Annotated in this window: 12 protein-coding genes, 1 pseudogene and 1 riboswitch; of the genes and pseudogenes, 11 read left to right on the plus strand and 2 right to left on the minus strand. The window is 48.8% G+C overall.

Annotated features, from left to right (window positions below; translation table 11 throughout):
• Positions 1-127: 127 nt before the first annotated feature.
• Together DWX76_RS02590 and DWX76_RS02595 are read left to right on the plus strand one after the other, a co-directional pair.
• Positions 128-1021, plus strand: a complete 894-nt coding sequence (locus tag DWX76_RS02590; RefSeq protein ID WP_242995772.1) for a tyrosine recombinase XerC — start codon at positions 128-130, stop codon at positions 1019-1021.
• A 444-nt stretch (positions 1022-1465) separates the two neighbouring features.
• On the plus strand, positions 1466-1930 hold the full coding sequence (locus DWX76_RS02595) for an Hsp20/alpha crystallin family protein (protein ID WP_022359203.1): 465 nt from the start codon (positions 1466-1468) through the stop codon (positions 1928-1930).
• Between the two features lie 150 nt (positions 1931-2080).
• Here the strand turns inward: DWX76_RS02595 and DWX76_RS02600 are convergent, their stop codons facing one another.
• Positions 2081-2650, minus strand: coding sequence for a hypothetical protein (locus tag DWX76_RS02600; RefSeq protein ID WP_117796343.1), 570 nt, complete (start codon positions 2648-2650; stop codon positions 2081-2083).
• A gap of 218 nt (positions 2651-2868) precedes the next feature.
• Positions 2869-4119, minus strand: coding sequence for a cell wall hydrolase (locus DWX76_RS02605; RefSeq protein ID WP_243022435.1), 1251 nt, complete (start codon positions 4117-4119; stop codon positions 2869-2871).
• A gap of 403 nt (positions 4120-4522) precedes the next feature.
• Between DWX76_RS02605 and pfkB the strand changes: the two are divergent.
• From pfkB to DWX76_RS02650, 9 genes and pseudogenes are all read left to right on the plus strand, one after another.
• Positions 4523-5442, plus strand: a pseudogene (gene pfkB, locus DWX76_RS02610) (1-phosphofructokinase).
• A gap of 93 nt (positions 5443-5535) precedes the next feature.
• Complete coding sequence (locus DWX76_RS02615; RefSeq protein ID WP_118570064.1) at positions 5536-7545, plus strand: PTS fructose transporter subunit IIABC; 2010 nt, start codon at positions 5536-5538, stop codon at positions 7543-7545.
• 94 nt (positions 7546-7639) lie between these two features.
• Positions 7640-7897 (plus strand): HPr family phosphocarrier protein, encoded by a 258-nt coding sequence (locus tag DWX76_RS02620; protein ID WP_022359198.1) that lies wholly within the window; start codon positions 7640-7642, stop codon positions 7895-7897.
• Positions 7898-7977: 80 nt separating this feature from the next.
• Positions 7978-9603: a phosphoenolpyruvate--protein phosphotransferase gene (ptsP, locus tag DWX76_RS02625; protein ID WP_118570115.1), complete on the plus strand. Its 1626-nt coding sequence runs from the start codon at positions 7978-7980 to the stop codon at positions 9601-9603.
• An 80-nt stretch (positions 9604-9683) separates the two neighbouring features.
• A complete protein-coding gene (locus DWX76_RS02630) occupies positions 9684-10430 on the plus strand; it encodes a DeoR/GlpR family DNA-binding transcription regulator (protein ID WP_107000352.1) in 747 nt (248 codons plus the stop codon).
• A gap of 249 nt (positions 10431-10679) precedes the next feature.
• A complete protein-coding gene (locus tag DWX76_RS02635) occupies positions 10680-11495 on the plus strand; it encodes an AAA family ATPase (RefSeq protein WP_022359195.1) in 816 nt (271 codons plus the stop codon).
• Positions 11485-12678 (plus strand): vWA domain-containing protein, encoded by a 1194-nt coding sequence (locus DWX76_RS02640; RefSeq protein WP_107000351.1) that lies wholly within the window; start codon positions 11485-11487, stop codon positions 12676-12678. The genes DWX76_RS02635 and DWX76_RS02640 overlap by 11 nt, the downstream gene beginning before the upstream one ends.
• A gap of 89 nt (positions 12679-12767) precedes the next feature.
• A riboswitch (NiCo riboswitch) is annotated at positions 12768-12852 on the plus strand.
• Between the two features lie 103 nt (positions 12853-12955).
• The gene (locus DWX76_RS02645; protein WP_117796348.1) at positions 12956-13846 is read left to right on the plus strand and encodes a cation diffusion facilitator family transporter; all 891 of its coding nucleotides are present in this window, start codon (positions 12956-12958) and stop codon (positions 13844-13846) included.
• Between the two features lie 420 nt (positions 13847-14266).
• Entirely contained in the window at positions 14267-15628 is a 1362-nt protein-coding gene (locus DWX76_RS02650; protein ID WP_243022436.1) for a L,D-transpeptidase family protein, read from the plus strand.
• Positions 15629-16002 lie beyond the last annotated feature (374 nt).

Here is a 16002-nt window from a genome sequence, read left to right on the forward strand (position 1 = left end):
CAGAATGAGGGATATTCAATAATGTAATATGAAAAAAGCACTGAAAACCGTTGGATTATGGGTTTTACAGTGCTTTTCCTTTTGCCAAAGAGGAAAAATGCAGTGAATTTAAGTTTTGCTACGTGTTGTGGATTTTAAGACATCTCACGTAAGGACGTTCTTTTCTGCATTGTCAGATGAAGGACTGGCACACAGTACGATCAAAGGTCTTTATGGCTTATTGAATCCCAGTTTTGAACTGGCAGTGGAAGATGGGATTATCCGCAAGAATCCAGTAACAGGAACACTTGGAGATTATGGGGCTCCGGCAAAGGAGAAAGAAGCATTGACACTGGAACAGCAGGAAAAACTTTTGAAGTTTGTTGAACAGAGTAATGTGTATAAGCCTCATCTTCCAATGATGCAGGTTATGTTTGGGGCTTGCCTGAGAGTGAGTGAAACCATCGGCTTAACCTGGTCAGATGTGGACATGAAGAACCGGGAGATCCATGTAGGTGGACAGCTTGTGTATTATGAAGGTGATGACGGATATTGTTTCCATGATTCAGAAACTAAAACGGATGCAGGAATCAGAAATATTCCTATGACACAGATGGTATATGATGCGTTCCGTAAGCAGAGAGAACTGAACCTAATGTTTGGTTTACAGAGTAATGTTGAGATAGGTGGACGCAGTGGATTTATCTTTAATACAAAGCATGGACGTCCGATTATGCCAGCGGGAGTGAACAGCTTTCTGAAAAATATTGTTAATGCCTATAATAAAAAAGAAAGCAAATTGGCAGAAGAAGAGAAGCGAGAGCCGGAGTTGATGCCTCCTATTTCATCGCATACCCTTCGTCATACGGGATGTACCAGATTGGGTGAGAACAATGTCAATCCCAAAGTTATGCAGTATGTGATGGGCCATTCAGATGCACAGATCACAATGAATGTCTATAATCATATTTCAGATAAGTCTCATGTGGAGAATGAGATGTCTAAAATGAACCTGCCAGAAACCGTACCTGCTGTGGTATAAAACATAAGTTGTTGTCGTAAAATGTGGTAAGAAAATCAGACGAATATATTTTTCCAAGAATTTGTCGTAAAAATGTGGTCAAACCAAGAAAATTGAGTGCGAAAGTAAGTGAAAAATCCCTGTGAAGTAGTGGCATACGCCATGCACAGCTCGGGAAAGACTTCCCTCGCTGTAGGGCTGTCGCCTATACATTTCCATGAAAGAGCCATCTTTATCAAGCAAGCTTGAAAGATGGCTCTTTCACGGAAATGTGCATGGCTCGTAGCGTTCACAAATTCTTCACAAAAAAATTAGCACTCGCCTCTTGACAGTGCTAATAAGAAGTGCTATAACATAGCCAGAACGAAGGAAGAGGAAGAAAAGAAAAGTTCCCAGACCGTCCCGGTTCCGAAAATGTTGGTAAATAAACATAATGAAATGAAGTTAGAAAAGGAGAGATGACTTATGTTAATGCCGAGTATTTTTGGAGAAAATTTGTTTGATGATTTCTTTAATGATTTTCCGTTTTATGATGATAACGCCGGACAGAAGATAGAGAAAAAGCTGTATGGACGCCATGGACAGAACCTGATGAAGACCGATATCAAGGAAATGGAAGATGGCTATGAGCTGGAGATGGATCTGCCGGGATTTAAGAAAGAAGAGATTTCGATTTCCCTGGAAGATGGTAATCTGACGATTCAGGCTGCGAAGGGACTGGATGAGGACGAGAAGGAGAAAAAGTCCGGTCGTTACATCCGCAGAGAGCGTTATGCAGGTTCCTGTGCGAGAAGCTTCTATGTCGGTGATGATATAACAGAGGAAGATATCAAGGCGGAATTTAAGCATGGTATTTTGAAGATTTTTGTTCCGAAGAAAGAAGCAAAACCGGAAGTCGAGCAGAAAAAATATATTGCGATTGAAGGATAATGTAGAAGAAGCAGTCAGCCGGATTGATGGATGCAGTTGTCTGGCTGTAACGTAGAAAAGAGCGCTGCGGCACTCATGGAGCGGTTTTACCAGAAATGGAAAGCCGGTTTGTGAGTGTTGCGGCGCTCTTTTTCACTATTTTATATCTGATTAGTAGTTAATACCTGTGATACCGATAGATCCCTCTTTGTCCAGACCAAAGGTAACTGCCGGTTTACCGGATGGATTGCCTACGATGAAACCTGCCTTGGTCAGTTCGGTGGAAGAAACATCGGCTGTCTTGACTGCCTCAATCAGCGCGTCGGTAAATACCTTGTCTGCGTCGAGAGCCATAAATTCAGTTCTGTTATTTACGACAATCCCGTCATCGATGCCGATGTAGGACGGATAGACAAGCAGCTCGGCTAAATCGTTCATATTTTTATTGGCGATGATGCTTTGAAGGGATCTGGCAAAACCACGGTAAAGTTCTGTGATTTCTTTTTCGCTCAGAGTCTCGTCTTCTGCATAATCTGCATCCGTTGTCTGGGCGGTTTCTTTTTCTCCGGCAGTAGTTGTTTCGCTGGCATCGCTGCTTTCTGCTGATGTATCGTTTTCCTGTGTGGATTCAGCGGCAGTTGTTTCAGCCGTGGTTGTTTCAGACGGCTGGCTGGAGCAGGCGGTCATGCTGGCGGCTGCGATGAGAGTGGAAACCATCAAGGTATAAATTGATTTTCTCATAATTTCCTCCATTTGCAATTAATGGACTCCCGGAAGCTTTCTGTGCTTAATGTTGTGAGATGATTTGCAGGAAAGACTCCGAGAGTACCTATCAATAAGGTATGGACAGTAGATGTCCTCTGCCTGTATGTTTGGCTGATATGATTATCATATCATAAGGCGATGGGAATGTATATGAGGTTTAATGTAATGCGTTTAAATCCGCCTTTTTTAGCCTTTTATTTTTTATAGAAACAATTCCCACCAACCACCTGATAGCTGGAGTAGCTGTCGTAGTTTGCTGATTTGGTCGAGGTAAAATAAAGGTAGTCGCCTATCTGATTCTCCCCGGCGAGCGCTGCCTTTGCCGCCTTGGTGGCAGTAGAGGACGGTCCTCTATCGAGATATTTGTCAAGCAGGCCGGAGGTCGCGCCTGGGAACTGTCCGTCCGCGTAGATGACGCTGGAGATGGATTTGCCCCATTTGCCAGATTTGACGCGGTTGACGATCAGACTTCCGACTGCCAGATAGCTTTCATAGGATCCGCCGTTGGCTTCCATCGTGAGGCAGGCGGAGAGCAGATAAACGTCGCTCTCGGAGGCGGAGATCACGTAGGATGATTTAGCGGCTGGTGCAGCCGTGCTCTTTTTCGAAGAGCTTCCAGAATTTCCAGATTTTCCCGAAGTCTGGGAGGAACCTTTAGCCGCGTTTGCTTCTGCCTGCGATTTTGCGGCTGCAATCTGGGCCTCCTCGGCGGCTCTGGATGCCTGCTCAGCTTCTTCAGCAGCCTGCCGTGCCGCCTCCAGCGCTGCCATCTCAGCCTCAATGCTGATTGCGCGTCCTGGCTTGACGCTGATTGTGACATAATCAGAAGAAACGTAACCGGAGGTGTCAACGGAAAGCTGGATTTTGACCCATCCAGTTTCCTGACTCAGTACAGGATAGTAGTCTTCCGCGGCAGCCAGACCGACGATGGCAGAATCCGTGCTGGCTTCCTCACGTACATGGAGTGTCTGTGTGCTGACGGTAGCGATATAGAGACCGAGCTCTTTGGCGAGCGGCTTGATATCATCGCCAAATACAAGATAATCGTCCTTGAGCCATCCCTCCAGCCCACCGGAGCGGATTTTTGTCCAGCCATTTTTGCGTTTTAAAATGGTACCGCCGCCTCCGCGGAAGCAGGTGCCGAGTACCTTGGCATCTGTATCTGGTTTTTCTCTCAGGTTCAGCGCATCATCCACATTGGCGACCGCGAGATTTTCATACGGATCGACCGGCTTTTCTTCTTTGATTTTGGCTTTCGCCGTACTTTTAGCATCGGTGCCGGTCTGATGACTGTTTTTTAAGGTGCTGGAAGAAGCGATGGAAGGATCAGAGCCTGCTTTGTTCTCCTTATCAGAAGGTTTAGAGAGGCATAGAAATACCAGCAGAGCCGCCCCGGCCACAATAAAAAGGATCAGGAAATAGATCGCCATCATTGTTTTATCCATTTTTTTGCGCCTGGAAGAAGCAGGTTTCAAAGGGGAATCGTTCATATCGTATATCCTTTCTGATATAAAAACATCTTGGAAATATTACAAAGATATTACAAAATTCTTCATTTACTATAGCAAATGGGGAAATCCTTGTCAACAAAGGCGGATTTTACGATTAGAAGAGGAGATGAAGCTGAGTAAAAATGATGTTTTTGGAAACACTATTCCATCAGTGACAGCAATCGTTTCGCCGGAATTCACACGAAACAATCAATCAAAAACAATCATAAAAAATCAAAATTGTGCAATATAACCCAAAAAGAGGCAGCATGTTTGTGAATAAGTTTGATTGATTTTGAATGAAAATGATTTTATAATACAGTCAGAATCAATCAAGATAAGAAAGGAATGAAGGCTTATGATTTATACGGTAACCTTTAATCCATCGTTAGATATATTGTGTCAGTGAGCGATTTTAAGCTCGGACTGACCAACCGGACGGATTCGGAGATTTTGCTTCCGGGCGGAAAGGGAATCAATGTTTCGACGGTCCTTCAAAACCTTGGAATTGCCAATACGGCGTTTGGCTTTACTGCCGGGTTTGTCGGCGAGGAGGTTCGGAAGGAAGTGGAGCAGCTGGGCGTGAAAGCCGAGTTTATTTCCCTGGATGAGGGAGTCTCCCGCATCAACCTGAAGCTGAAATCCATCGACGGGACTGAGATCAACGGTCGGGGACCGAAGATTCCGCGGGAAGCGGTGGATGCGCTGATGACCCAGCTTGACCGACTGGGGGCGGATGATACGTTGGTGCTGGCTGGAAGTATTCCAGCGTCGATGCCGGATGATATTTATCAGAAGATTATGGAGCGCCTGGATGGCAGAGACGTCCGGATTGTTGTGGACGCGACCAAGGATCTGCTGCTCAATGTGCTGGGACACCATCCATTTTTAATCAAACCGAACAATCATGAACTGGGAGACATTTTCGGCGTGAAGCTCTCGGAGCGGGAGGAAGTTGTTCCGTATGCGAAGAAGCTGCAGGAAAAAGGTGCGGTCAACGTGCTGGTTTCGATGGCAGGCAAGGGCGCGGTTCTTCTGGCGGAGGATGGAAGCGTCTATGCGGCGGAAGCACCGAAGGGAACCTTGAAAAATGGTGTCGGAGCCGGAGATTCGATGGTAGCCGGTTTCCTGGCCGGATACGGGGAGAGCGGAGATTATGAACACGCCTTCCGCTTGGGACTGGCAGCTGGAAGCGCGAGCGCCTTTTCGGAGCAGCTGGCGACGAAGGATGAGATAAAGAAAGTGTATGAGAACTGTAAAATCACAAAAATCGGATGAGGTTGTATGCAGACATTTTTGAAGCTGGCAGAATGTACTGCCGGATATGCAATGCATACCTGACATTCGGGCATAAATAGGGAGGCAACAGATATGAAGATTACTGATTTACTGGATCCGAGAAGTATATCGCTGGATGCGGCACCCACCAGCAAATCGGAGACACTGGACAAGGCGGTAGAGCTGATGGCGGCGAGCGGAAAGCTGTCGGATGTCGAGGCATTCCGCAAGCAGGTTTATGCGAGAGAAGAAGAGAGCACGACCGGTATCGGCGAGGGGATTGCAATTCCTCATGGAAAATGTGATGCGGTCAAAAAGCCGGGGCTGGCGGCGATGGTCATCAAAAATGGCGTGGATTTCGACTCCCTGGACGGCGAACCGGTCACTCTGCTGTTTCTGATTGCAGCGCCAAATACAAAAGATAACGTACATCTGGATGTGTTGAGCAAGCTTTCCGTTCTCATGATGGACGAGCATTTCTCAGATTCCCTGCGAAATGCCTCTTCGGTGGAAGACTTTCTTTCCATTATTGATAAGGCAGATGCAGAACAGGCAGGCATCGATGAGAGACTGGCGGCTGATTCCGGCGAAGAAGCGGCAGATACAAATGGAGAGAATGCCGCACAAGCAGGTGGTCAGGAGATTCAGGCGCAAAAAGCGGGTGCAGAGACGGAACAGACAGCCGGACCGAAGATCTTAGCGGTTACTTCCTGTCCGACCGGTATCGCGCACACCTACATGGCTGCCGAAGGCCTGGAAAAAGCGGCACGCGCGAAGGGCTGGAAGATCAAAGTTGAGACGCGCGGTTCAGCCGGAGCAAAAAATGTGCTGACGGCACAGGAGATCGAGGCGGCGGACTGCATCATCGTGGCAGCGGACGCACAGGTGCCGATGGATCGGTTTGACGGAAAACGAGTGATCGAATGTCAGGTTTCGGACGGTATCAGCAAGGCACCGGAGCTTTTGGAGCGCGCGGCGTCCGGGGAGGTACCGGTTTACCACGCAGCATCATCTGGAAACAGCAGCCCGGCAAAGGCAGCCTCTGGCGGCAAATCGGGCAGTGTCGGACACCAGATTTACACACAGCTGATGAATGGTGTCTCCCACATGCTTCCGTTTGTAGTCGGCGGCGGCATCCTGATTGCGATTGCGTTTCTGATTGATGGTTTCAGTGTGGATATGAATGCACTTCCGCTCGACCAGCGTGTAAACTTTGGTACGATTACCCCGCTGGCGGCATGGTTTAAAAATGTCGGCGGTGTGGCATTTGGCTTTATGCTCCCGATTCTGGCTGGTTTCATCGCGATGGCGATTGGAGACCGCCCGGCGCTGGCAGTCGGTTTTGTCGGCGGCATGATTGCTTCTCAGGGAAAATCAGGTTTCCTTGGTGCCCTGGCGGCAGGTTTTATTGCCGGATATCTGATTCTGGCGCTTCGGAAAGCGTGCGAGAATCTTCCAGAGGCACTGGAAAAGATTGCTCCGGTCCTGATTTACCCGGTTGTGGGCGTCCTGCTCATCGGACTGGTTATGAGCTTCGTCGTAGAGCCGGTCATGGGCGCGATCAATATGGCGTTAAACAATGGTCTGAGCAGCATGGGTGGTTCGAGTAAGCTGATTCTTGGTTTTGTGCTGGCGGCGATGATGGCGATCGACATGGGCGGTCCATTCAACAAGGCGGCATATGTATTTGGTACGGCGGCAATCGCCTCCGGCAACTACGATGTGATGGCAGCTGTTATGATTGGCGGTATGACACCGCCGTGTGCGATTGCGCTGGCAACCATGCTGTTTAAGAAGAAATTTACAAAGGAAGAGCGCGAGGCAGGACCGACCAACTTCATCATGGGTCTGGCATTTATCACGGAGGGCGCGATTCCATTTGCAGCGTCCGATCCGGTACACGTGCTTCCAGCCTGCATCGTCGGTTCGGGTGTTGCGGGAGCGATGAGCATGTTATTTAACTGCACACTGATGGCGCCGCATGGCGGAATCTTCGTATTCCCAGTCATGGGAAATCCGCTGTTCTACCTGCTGGCACTGGTGGTTGGCATGGCGATCTCGACGGTACTCTTAGGAGTTCTCAAGAAGAATGTAGAAGAATAGATAAATAATTTTTTTTGACGGAATGTGAATCTTTATTAGAAATTTTTTGGTCAAATCAATCAAAATAGGTTATAATGAGAAGGAGAACATCATCATGAAAGAGTTTAAATATACCATTACAGACCCGGAAGGAATCCACGCACGCCCGGCAGGTGAACTGGTAAAGGCGGCAAAACAGTTTACGAGTACGATCAAGCTGGCGAAAGATGGAAAGAGCGGCGACTGCAAAAAGATTTTCGGTATCATGGGACTGGCGGTAAAGAACGGACAGGAAGTAACCCTGACCTTTGAGGGCGAGGACGAAGAAGCAGCTTATGAGGCAGTCAGCCAGTTTATGAAGGAAAATATGTAGTTTAACAAAGATGCCGCGATGTAAGGGATTATTACATGGCGGCATTTTTCGATAATGGATCAATGGAAAGGGGAATGGTCATGCAGACATATCATGGAAAAAGTGTATTTGGTGGTGTCGCAGTTGGAAAAATATGTGTGTATCAGAAAGGCGAGCAGACCGTAAAACGGACGAAAATAGAGAATGCAGAGCAGGAAAAAGCACGGTTTAATGCGGCAGTTCAGGAGTCCATCCGCCAGCTCGGCGAGTTGTATGAAAAGGCGGTAAAAGAAGTTGGCGAGGCGAATGCGGCGATTTTTGAGATTCACCAGATCATGCTGGAGGACGAGGACTATCTGGACGCGGTTCAGAATATCATCGATACGCAGAAGGTCAATGCCGAGTATGCGGTTGCGGTGACCGGTGACAATTTCGCCCAGATGTTTGCGGCGATGGAGGACGAATATATGCGCGGGCGCGCGGCGGATGTCAAAGATATTTCGGAGCGGATTGTGCGCGTTCTGTCCGGAGGCGCAGGTCAGGGCATCCATACGGACGAGCCGGTGATTATTCTGGCAGATGATTTAGCACCGTCAGAGACGGTACAGCTTGAAAAGGACAAGGTGCTATCCTTTGTGACGGTACACGGTTCCGTCAATTCCCACACGGCGATCTTGGCGCGTACGATGAGCATTCCGGCTCTGATCGGAACGGACGTGGCGCTCGATGAGACGGTAGATGGGAAATTTGCGGTTGTGGATGGTACTAACGGAGTCCTGTATGTGGAACCGGATGAGGAGACATTGGAAACAATGCGCCGCCGGCAGCGGGAGGAACAGGAGAAGAAAGAACTGCTGCAAACACTGAAAGGGCGCGAAACAGTCACTATGGATGGCAAGAAGATCCGCCTGTATGCGAACATTGGCAACAGCAAGGATCTGGCGTCGGTCATTCAGAACGATGCGGCGGGCATCGGACTGTTCCGCAGCGAATTTTTGTATCTGGAAAAAGAAACATTTCCGACGGAGGAGGAGCAGTTCCAGGTATATAAACAGGTAGCGGAAACGATGGCGGGCAAACCGGTCATTATCCGCACGCTGGACATCGGCGCGGACAAGCAGTGCGATTATTTTGAACTGAAAAAAGAGGAAAATCCGGCGATGGGCTGCCGGGCGATCCGTATCTGCCTGACAAGACCGGAGATTTTCAAGACACAGCTTCGCGCGCTGTTTCGGGCAAGTGCCTATGGCAATCTCCAGATCATGTATCCGATGATCACAAGTGTCTGGGAGGTCGAGGCGATTGCGAAGATTGTCGAGGAGGTCAAGACGGAGCTGACCGCACAGAATCTCCAGTTTGGCGACCCGAAGCAGGGCATTATGATTGAAACCCCGGCGGCAGTCATGGTAAGCCGGGAACTGGCGAAAAAAGTGGACTTTTTCAGCATCGGAACGAACGACCTGACCCAGTATACGCTGGCAGTTGACCGTCAGAATCCGGAGCTGGATGCATTTTACGATCCGCACCATCCGGCGGTGCTGGCGATGATCCGCATGGTTGTCGAAAATGCGCACGCCGAGGGCATCTGGGCAGGTATTTGCGGCGAATTGGGCGCGGATCTGAGTTTGACAAAAGAATTCCTGAAAATGGGTGTGGATGAGCTTTCCGTATCGCCGGGGCGTGTGCTGCCGATTCGGAAGGTCATTGTCGAAAGCAGCTGCAGTTGATAAGAATATTAAGACAGAGAGAAGTGAAAAATTGAGCTAAAAAAAGTTCAACCACAGCAGAAGATGAAAGGAAAAGAGTCATGCTGACAGAAAAAAGATACGAACTGATTTTGGAGCTTCTGGATAAAAAGAGGAGTGTGACAGTTCCTGAGATTAAAGAGGTGCTGGGAGTTTCAGAATCGACGATCCGGCGGGATCTGAATGCGCTTGACAAGGCGGGGCGCCTGACCAAGGTGTTTGGCGGCGCGGTGTCCTCGGACGGGACATTTACGGGAACCGAGCCGTCAGTGGCACAGAAGATGGAATTGCAGCAGGAGGAGAAAAGGAGAATCGCCCAGTTTGCGGCGGGACTTATCCAGCCGGATGATTTTGTCTATCTGGACGCGGGCACGACGACCGGGTATATCTTAGACTATCTTCCGGCGCGCAGCGCCACGTTTGTGACGAATGCGGTATCACATGCCAAACGGCTGGCAGCCGCCGGAAACCGCGTAATTCTGATTGGTGGTGAGTTAAAGGGCACGACGGAGGCGGTCATCGGAAGCCAGGCGATCCTGACGATCCAGGGCTATCATTTTACAAAGGGATTTTTTGGAACCAACGGCGTCAGCAAGCGCCACGGTTTCACGACGCCGGATCCGAATGAGGCATTAGTCAAGCAAGAGGCGATGCGCCAGACAGAGCGCTGCTATGTGCTGGCGGACAGCCAGAAATTCGGCATGGTAAGTTCGGTGACGTTCGGGGTGTTTGAAGAAGCGACGATCCTCACGGAGACAGAGCCGCCGGAAGGATTTAGCGGCAGCAAGAATATCCGGGTGGCAAAGTAGAATAGTGAGCAGTAACAATCGTGTTTTTCTAATGAAATCCTAACATATATACGATTTGACAAACTATTAGAATATTGCTATATTTATAGAAAATCAATAGGGCGGCAAACGGGCAGGATTATGTATGACGATCGGGAGGAACGATGGATCCGAACCGATCGCAGTCAGCATGGATCCTGAATCGTTATGCTGCCCTTGTTAGTGTTTACAGTTATGTAAAAGGAGAACTTTCTAAAAGGAGAATTTACCATGCAGCAATTTCACGGCAGTGACGAATACATCGCTTCGGATGAACTGATCCGCAGCGTTAACATTGCGGCGGCGCTCAAAAAGCCGCTCTTAATCAAGGGAGAACCGGGCACTGGAAAGACGATGCTCGCGGAGGCGATTGCCAGATCCCTCGATATGGAACTTTTGATCTGGAATATTAAATCGACGACCCGCGCACAAGACGGTCTTTACGTGTACGATACGGTACAGCGTCTTTACGACAGCCAGTTTGGTGCGGATGGCGTTGATGATATTGCCAGATATATCCGCCTCGGAAAGATGGGAGAGGCATTTGAGAAGGAAAAGCAGACGGTTCTTTTGATCGATGAGATCGATAAAGCGGATTTGGAATTCCCGAACGACCTGCTCTGGGAACTTGACAAGATGGAATTTTACATTCCGGAGACGGGAAAGACTGTCAAAGCGAAGCACCGTCCGATTGTGATTATTACCTCCAATGCGGAGAAGGAGCTGCCGGATGCGTTCCTGCGCCGCTGTATCTTCCATTATATTGCATTCCCGGAGCAGCCGATGATGGAGAAGATCATCAAGGCACATTACCCGGATCTCGACCAGAAGCTGATCGACGGCGTGCTGGACGCCTTCTACCGGGTGCGCGATCTGCGCGGCCTGCAGAAGAAGCCGAGTACCTCCGAGGTGTTGGACTGGATTCAGGCGCTTGTGATCGGCGGCGTGCCGGTGGAGAAGCTGGAAAAGGAGATCCCGTTTGCGGGGGTACTCTTAAAAAAGACAGAGGATTTAAAGCTGGTGGAGAATAACCGATATGTTTACTGATTTTCTGTATCTACTCCGTTCTTACGGGATGAAGACGAGCCTCAATGAGTGGAACAGCCTGATGGATGCGCTGGAAATGAACCTGAACGACGCGAGCCTGACGGAGTTTTACTATATGGCGAGGGCGGTTCTGGTCAAAAAAGAGTCCGAATATGACAAATTTGACCAGGCATTTCTGGCATATTTTAAAAATGTGCAGACGTTTGAGGAACTTCCGAAGGAGGTCTTAGACTGGCTTGCCAAGGCGCACGCGCAGACGCCGTATGATAAGGATGAGGTCGATGCGCGGTTTGCGGGACTTGATCTGGACGATATCCGTAAAATGATGGCGGAACGACTGAAAGAGCAGCATGAGCAGCACCACGGCGGCAATAAGTGGATTGGAACCGGCGGTACGTCGGCATTTGGACATTCCGGTTACAGCCCGAAGGGCATCCGCGTGGGCGGACCGGGCAAAAACCGGAGCGCGCTGCAGGTGGCGGAACAGCGGAATTACCGCGATTTCCGCGACGATGCGGTCATCCAGATCCGGCAGTTTCAGGTGGCGCTCAAAAAGCTGCGTCTTTTATCCTGCCGTGAGGATGGACCGAAAACGGAACTCAATGTGGAGAAAACGATCGAGAAGACTTGTGACGAAGGCGGACGTCTGGAGCTCGTCATGGAGCGCCCGAGAAAGAACCAGACGAAGCTTCTGCTTCTGATGGATAGCGGCGGGTCGATGTGGGCATATGCGGATCTGTGCAACCGGCTGTTTCAGGCGGTCAATCAGTCGTCCCATTTTAAGGATTTGAAGATTTATTATTTCCACAACTGTTTCTACGATCAGCTGTTTACGACGCCGTCCTGCTCCTGGAGGGATAAGATCTCGACCGAGTGGGTTTTTCACAACCTGAAACCGGAATACAAGGTAATTCTGGTTGGGGATGCGTCGATGGCGCCGTCGGAACTTCTGTACCGCGGCGGCAGTCTCGACTATTTCCACAGCAACGAGCGGACAGGCATTTACTGGCTGCAGGAGATGCACCGGCGTTTTCCGTCGGCGATCTGGCTGAACCCGATGCGGGAAAATAACTGGGCATATGCCTACGGTGCGTACACGATCAGTCTGATCCGCGAGGAGATTCCGATGTTTCCGCTGACGGCGGCAGGACTTGAGGCTGGAATAAAGGAATTGAAAAAATAAATATGGAAAAAAGGGCGTTTTCCGATATTGACAACAAAGTAAATTTGTGCTATTATCCATCATAAACTCTTTGCACTGCATATCAAACTACAGTACAAACTGAGCAGACCGTGAATATCATGGGGTCGGGTCGCAGAAGCGACAGTGGAAGTTAGTTTCATCCACGGGACAGTAGTTACTCATACTGGTTCGTGGGTGTTTTTTTTTATACTTTTTTATGGGTTTGCAGCACCCACCTATCGTTAGTGCCATGAGATATTTTTTGGAGGTAACGAATATGAAACAGAATGATTTTCAGAAAGTGGCAAATCAAGTGTCTTTTGTAACGATAGTAGTGAACATCCTTTTGGCGTTTATGAAGCTGTTAGCCGGCGTGTTCGCACATTCGAATGCGATGATCAGTGACAGTATCCATTCGGCGTCCGATGTGTTCAGCACGATGATCGTGGTGATTGGAATTAAGCTGTCGTCCAAACAGCCGGACAAGGAGCACCCGTATGGACATGAGCGGATGGAGTGTGTGGCTGCGATTGTCCTCTCGATGGTTCTCTTTATGACAGGTCTGGGGATTGGCGTGGAGGCGCTTACGGACGTGCTCAAGGGAGAATACAGTCACCTGCAGGTTCCGGGAATGCTGGCGCTGGCAGCGGCTGTTATATCCATTGTCAGTAAAGAAGCGATGTACTGGTACACCCGATATTATGCGAAAAAGATTGATTCCAGCGCACTGATGGCAGATGCATGGCATCACCGTTCCGATGCGTTTTCCTCGATCGGTGCGCTGGTCGGAATCGTGGGCGCGAGAATGGGATTTCCGGTCATGGATCCGATCGCGAGCCTGGTTATTTTCGTCTTTATCGTGAAAGCGGCGTATGAGATTTTTAAAGATGCGATGGATAAAATGGTCGATCATTCCTGTGATGAGAAGACCGAAGAACAGCTGCGCGCCTGCGTTCTTCAGAATCCAGATGTGGCGCGGATTGACCTGCTTCAGACGCGGATCTTTGGCAATAAAATTTATGCGGACATTGAGATTGAGGTAGACGGTTCCATGCCGCTGCGGGAGGCGCACAAGATTGCCGAGTTGGTGCATAACAGCATTGAAAAGACGTTTCCGAAGGTAAAACACATTATGGTGCATGTCAATCCGGAAATTGACCGGAAATAGAAAGAAGGACTGCCGCAGACTGGCATATTTCCTTTTAAGCAGACCAAGATAACAATAAAAATCTTGTTTACTTAGAAGAGGGCATGCCAGATGCGGCGGTCCTTTTGGCGCTTTTGGGAACATGAAAATTTTAAACATTTTTAAGGACGTTCTGAAAGTTATACTTCCCATTTGCAATGAATACCATCATACTGCAAAATGGAAAAACTGCAATCATGAATATGGAAAAAATGAAAGAAAAAGGAAAGAAAAAAGGAACCGTTAAGAAATTCTTACGAATCGGATCTTTTGACGATCTTTTTTAGAATCGGTCTGGACTTTTTTTCCGACTCTGCTATAATAAGGATTCAGAATCCATATATGCAGGCCGCAGCCAGATGGCGCGGCAGAGAGGTTTGTGAAAAAATGAAAAATAAAAGTATGAGTATACTTAAAATGACTGGTGCAGCAGCTGCACTGGTGCTGATGTTTGCACAGCCAGTACTGGCAGATGGCAGTTTTGCAAATGGAACAAGTGTAAATGGCGTCGCAGTCGGCGGAATGAGCAACGAGGAAGCGAAGGCAAAGCTGGAGCAGAATTACGGTTCTTATAAATTAACGATCAAAGAACGCGGAGGCAAGACAGAAGAGATCACCGCAGCGGAGATCGGCTATAAAGTAGTGATTACAAATGAGCTGCAGGCAGCGATTGACCAGCAGGCAGCAGGGGCAGCTGGAGCAGGAGCGCTGACGATCGCGATGCCGCTTTCCTGCGATCAGACGATGCTTGCAAAACGCATTGCTTCCTTAAATTGTATGTCAGATAGTGCAGCACCGACGGTAGATGCCCATATATCCGCCTGGGAAGAAGGAAAAGATTTCACGATTGTTCCGGAAGTAAAGGGAGAATCTGTGGATAAGGCAAAGGTACAGACGGCGATCAATGCGGCGATCGCCTCCGGCATGACAGAGATCGATCTGGAAGCATTAGGATGTTACATACCGATCCAGGTGACTTCCGACGATGCATCCTTAAAAGCACTCTGCGCCCAGATGAACCAGGCTAAAAATGCGGTCATTACCTTCCATATCGGTGATGCAACCGAGACACTGTCCGGTACTGAATATGTCAGCTGGTATACAGGCGGCGAGAATGGTGTCATTACCGTAGACCGCGATAAGGCAGCTGCCTACATCAAGGCGCTGGCAGCGAAATACGACACAGCTGGAACTACCCGTACCTTCCATACCACTTCCGGAAAAGAGGTTGCCTTGACAGGCCCTTATGGATGGAAGATTGACCAGACTGCAGAGACAGACAACCTGGTTCTGATGGCGCAGACAGGCATCAATCAGGAACGTGAAGTCCAGTTCTCCCAGCAGGCAGCCAGCCATTCAGACGCAGACTGGGGCAATACCTACGCAGAAGTTGATTTCGGTGTCCAGCATGTATATATGTACGAAAACGGCGCCCTGACCTGGGATGCCCCATGCGTAACCGGAAACGTATCCAAAAACTACACAACCCCGGAAGGTATTTACAGCCTGACCTACAAGCAGACCGACCGCGTTCTGCGCGGCGCCAAACGGGCAGACGGCACATATGAATATGAAAGTCACGTAGATTATTGGATGCCATTCAACGGCGGCATCGGTTTCCATGACGCAAGCTGGAGAAGTAAATTCGGCGGAACCATCTACCAGTATTCCGGCAGCCACGGCTGCATCAATCTGCCGGTTGATAAAGCAAAACTTCTCTACGAGAAAGTATATAAGGGAATGCCAGTTCTCTGCCATAACTAAACATTTCTTCTAAGCGCACATTCAGTATTTAGAAGAAAGACATGGGGGACTTTCTTGAATATAGTTAGATAAGAAAGTAGATGGTGGACAAAGTAATTTATCATACGGAACGAAAAAAGATCCTACGCCGTCATCCAGCCGCATTCATGCGCTGGATGACACCAGGATCTTAAATTTTACCAAGTTATCATCCAATAAACAGGAGAAAAAGCCGCCAGAGCAAAAATGGAATTTTCGAGACTGTGGATTTACTTGGCAGATTCGGATTTGATATTGAAAGAAACCGCAACAAACTTGCTTTGTGAGGATTTCTTTCTGTTTTTAATCAAACCGAAGATGCCTAGAAAATCCCAGTCTTCGAAACCTGATCATTT

It is taken from the genome of Clostridium sp. AF21-20LB (genome assembly GCF_003478795.1).
Classification (GTDB): Bacteria; Bacillota; Clostridia; order Lachnospirales; family Lachnospiraceae; genus Otoolea; species Otoolea fessa.

What these genes read in the sequence shown, in the direction of transcription:
- DWX76_RS02595 (WP_022359203.1), top strand. Translation starts at nt 1,466, where the DNA reads ATGTTAATGCCGAGTATTTTTGGAGAAAATTTGTTTGATGATTTCTTT.
- DWX76_RS02600 (WP_117796343.1), bottom strand. Translation starts at nt 2,650, where the DNA reads ATGAGAAAATCAATTTATACCTTGATGGTTTCCACTCTCATCGCAGCC.
- DWX76_RS02605 (WP_243022435.1), bottom strand. Translation starts at nt 4,119, where the DNA reads ATGGATAAAACAATGATGGCGATCTATTTCCTGATCCTTTTTATTGTG.
- DWX76_RS02615 (WP_118570064.1), top strand. Translation starts at nt 5,536, where the DNA reads ATGAAGATTACTGATTTACTGGATCCGAGAAGTATATCGCTGGATGCG.
- DWX76_RS02620 (WP_022359198.1), top strand. Translation starts at nt 7,640, where the DNA reads ATGAAAGAGTTTAAATATACCATTACAGACCCGGAAGGAATCCACGCA.
- ptsP (WP_118570115.1), top strand. Translation starts at nt 7,978, where the DNA reads ATGCAGACATATCATGGAAAAAGTGTATTTGGTGGTGTCGCAGTTGGA.
- DWX76_RS02630 (WP_107000352.1), top strand. Translation starts at nt 9,684, where the DNA reads ATGCTGACAGAAAAAAGATACGAACTGATTTTGGAGCTTCTGGATAAA.
- DWX76_RS02635 (WP_022359195.1), top strand. Translation starts at nt 10,680, where the DNA reads ATGCAGCAATTTCACGGCAGTGACGAATACATCGCTTCGGATGAACTG.
- DWX76_RS02640 (WP_107000351.1), top strand. Translation starts at nt 11,485, where the DNA reads ATGTTTACTGATTTTCTGTATCTACTCCGTTCTTACGGGATGAAGACG.
- DWX76_RS02645 (WP_117796348.1), top strand. Translation starts at nt 12,956, where the DNA reads ATGAAACAGAATGATTTTCAGAAAGTGGCAAATCAAGTGTCTTTTGTA.
- DWX76_RS02650 (WP_243022436.1), top strand. Translation starts at nt 14,267, where the DNA reads ATGAGTATACTTAAAATGACTGGTGCAGCAGCTGCACTGGTGCTGATG.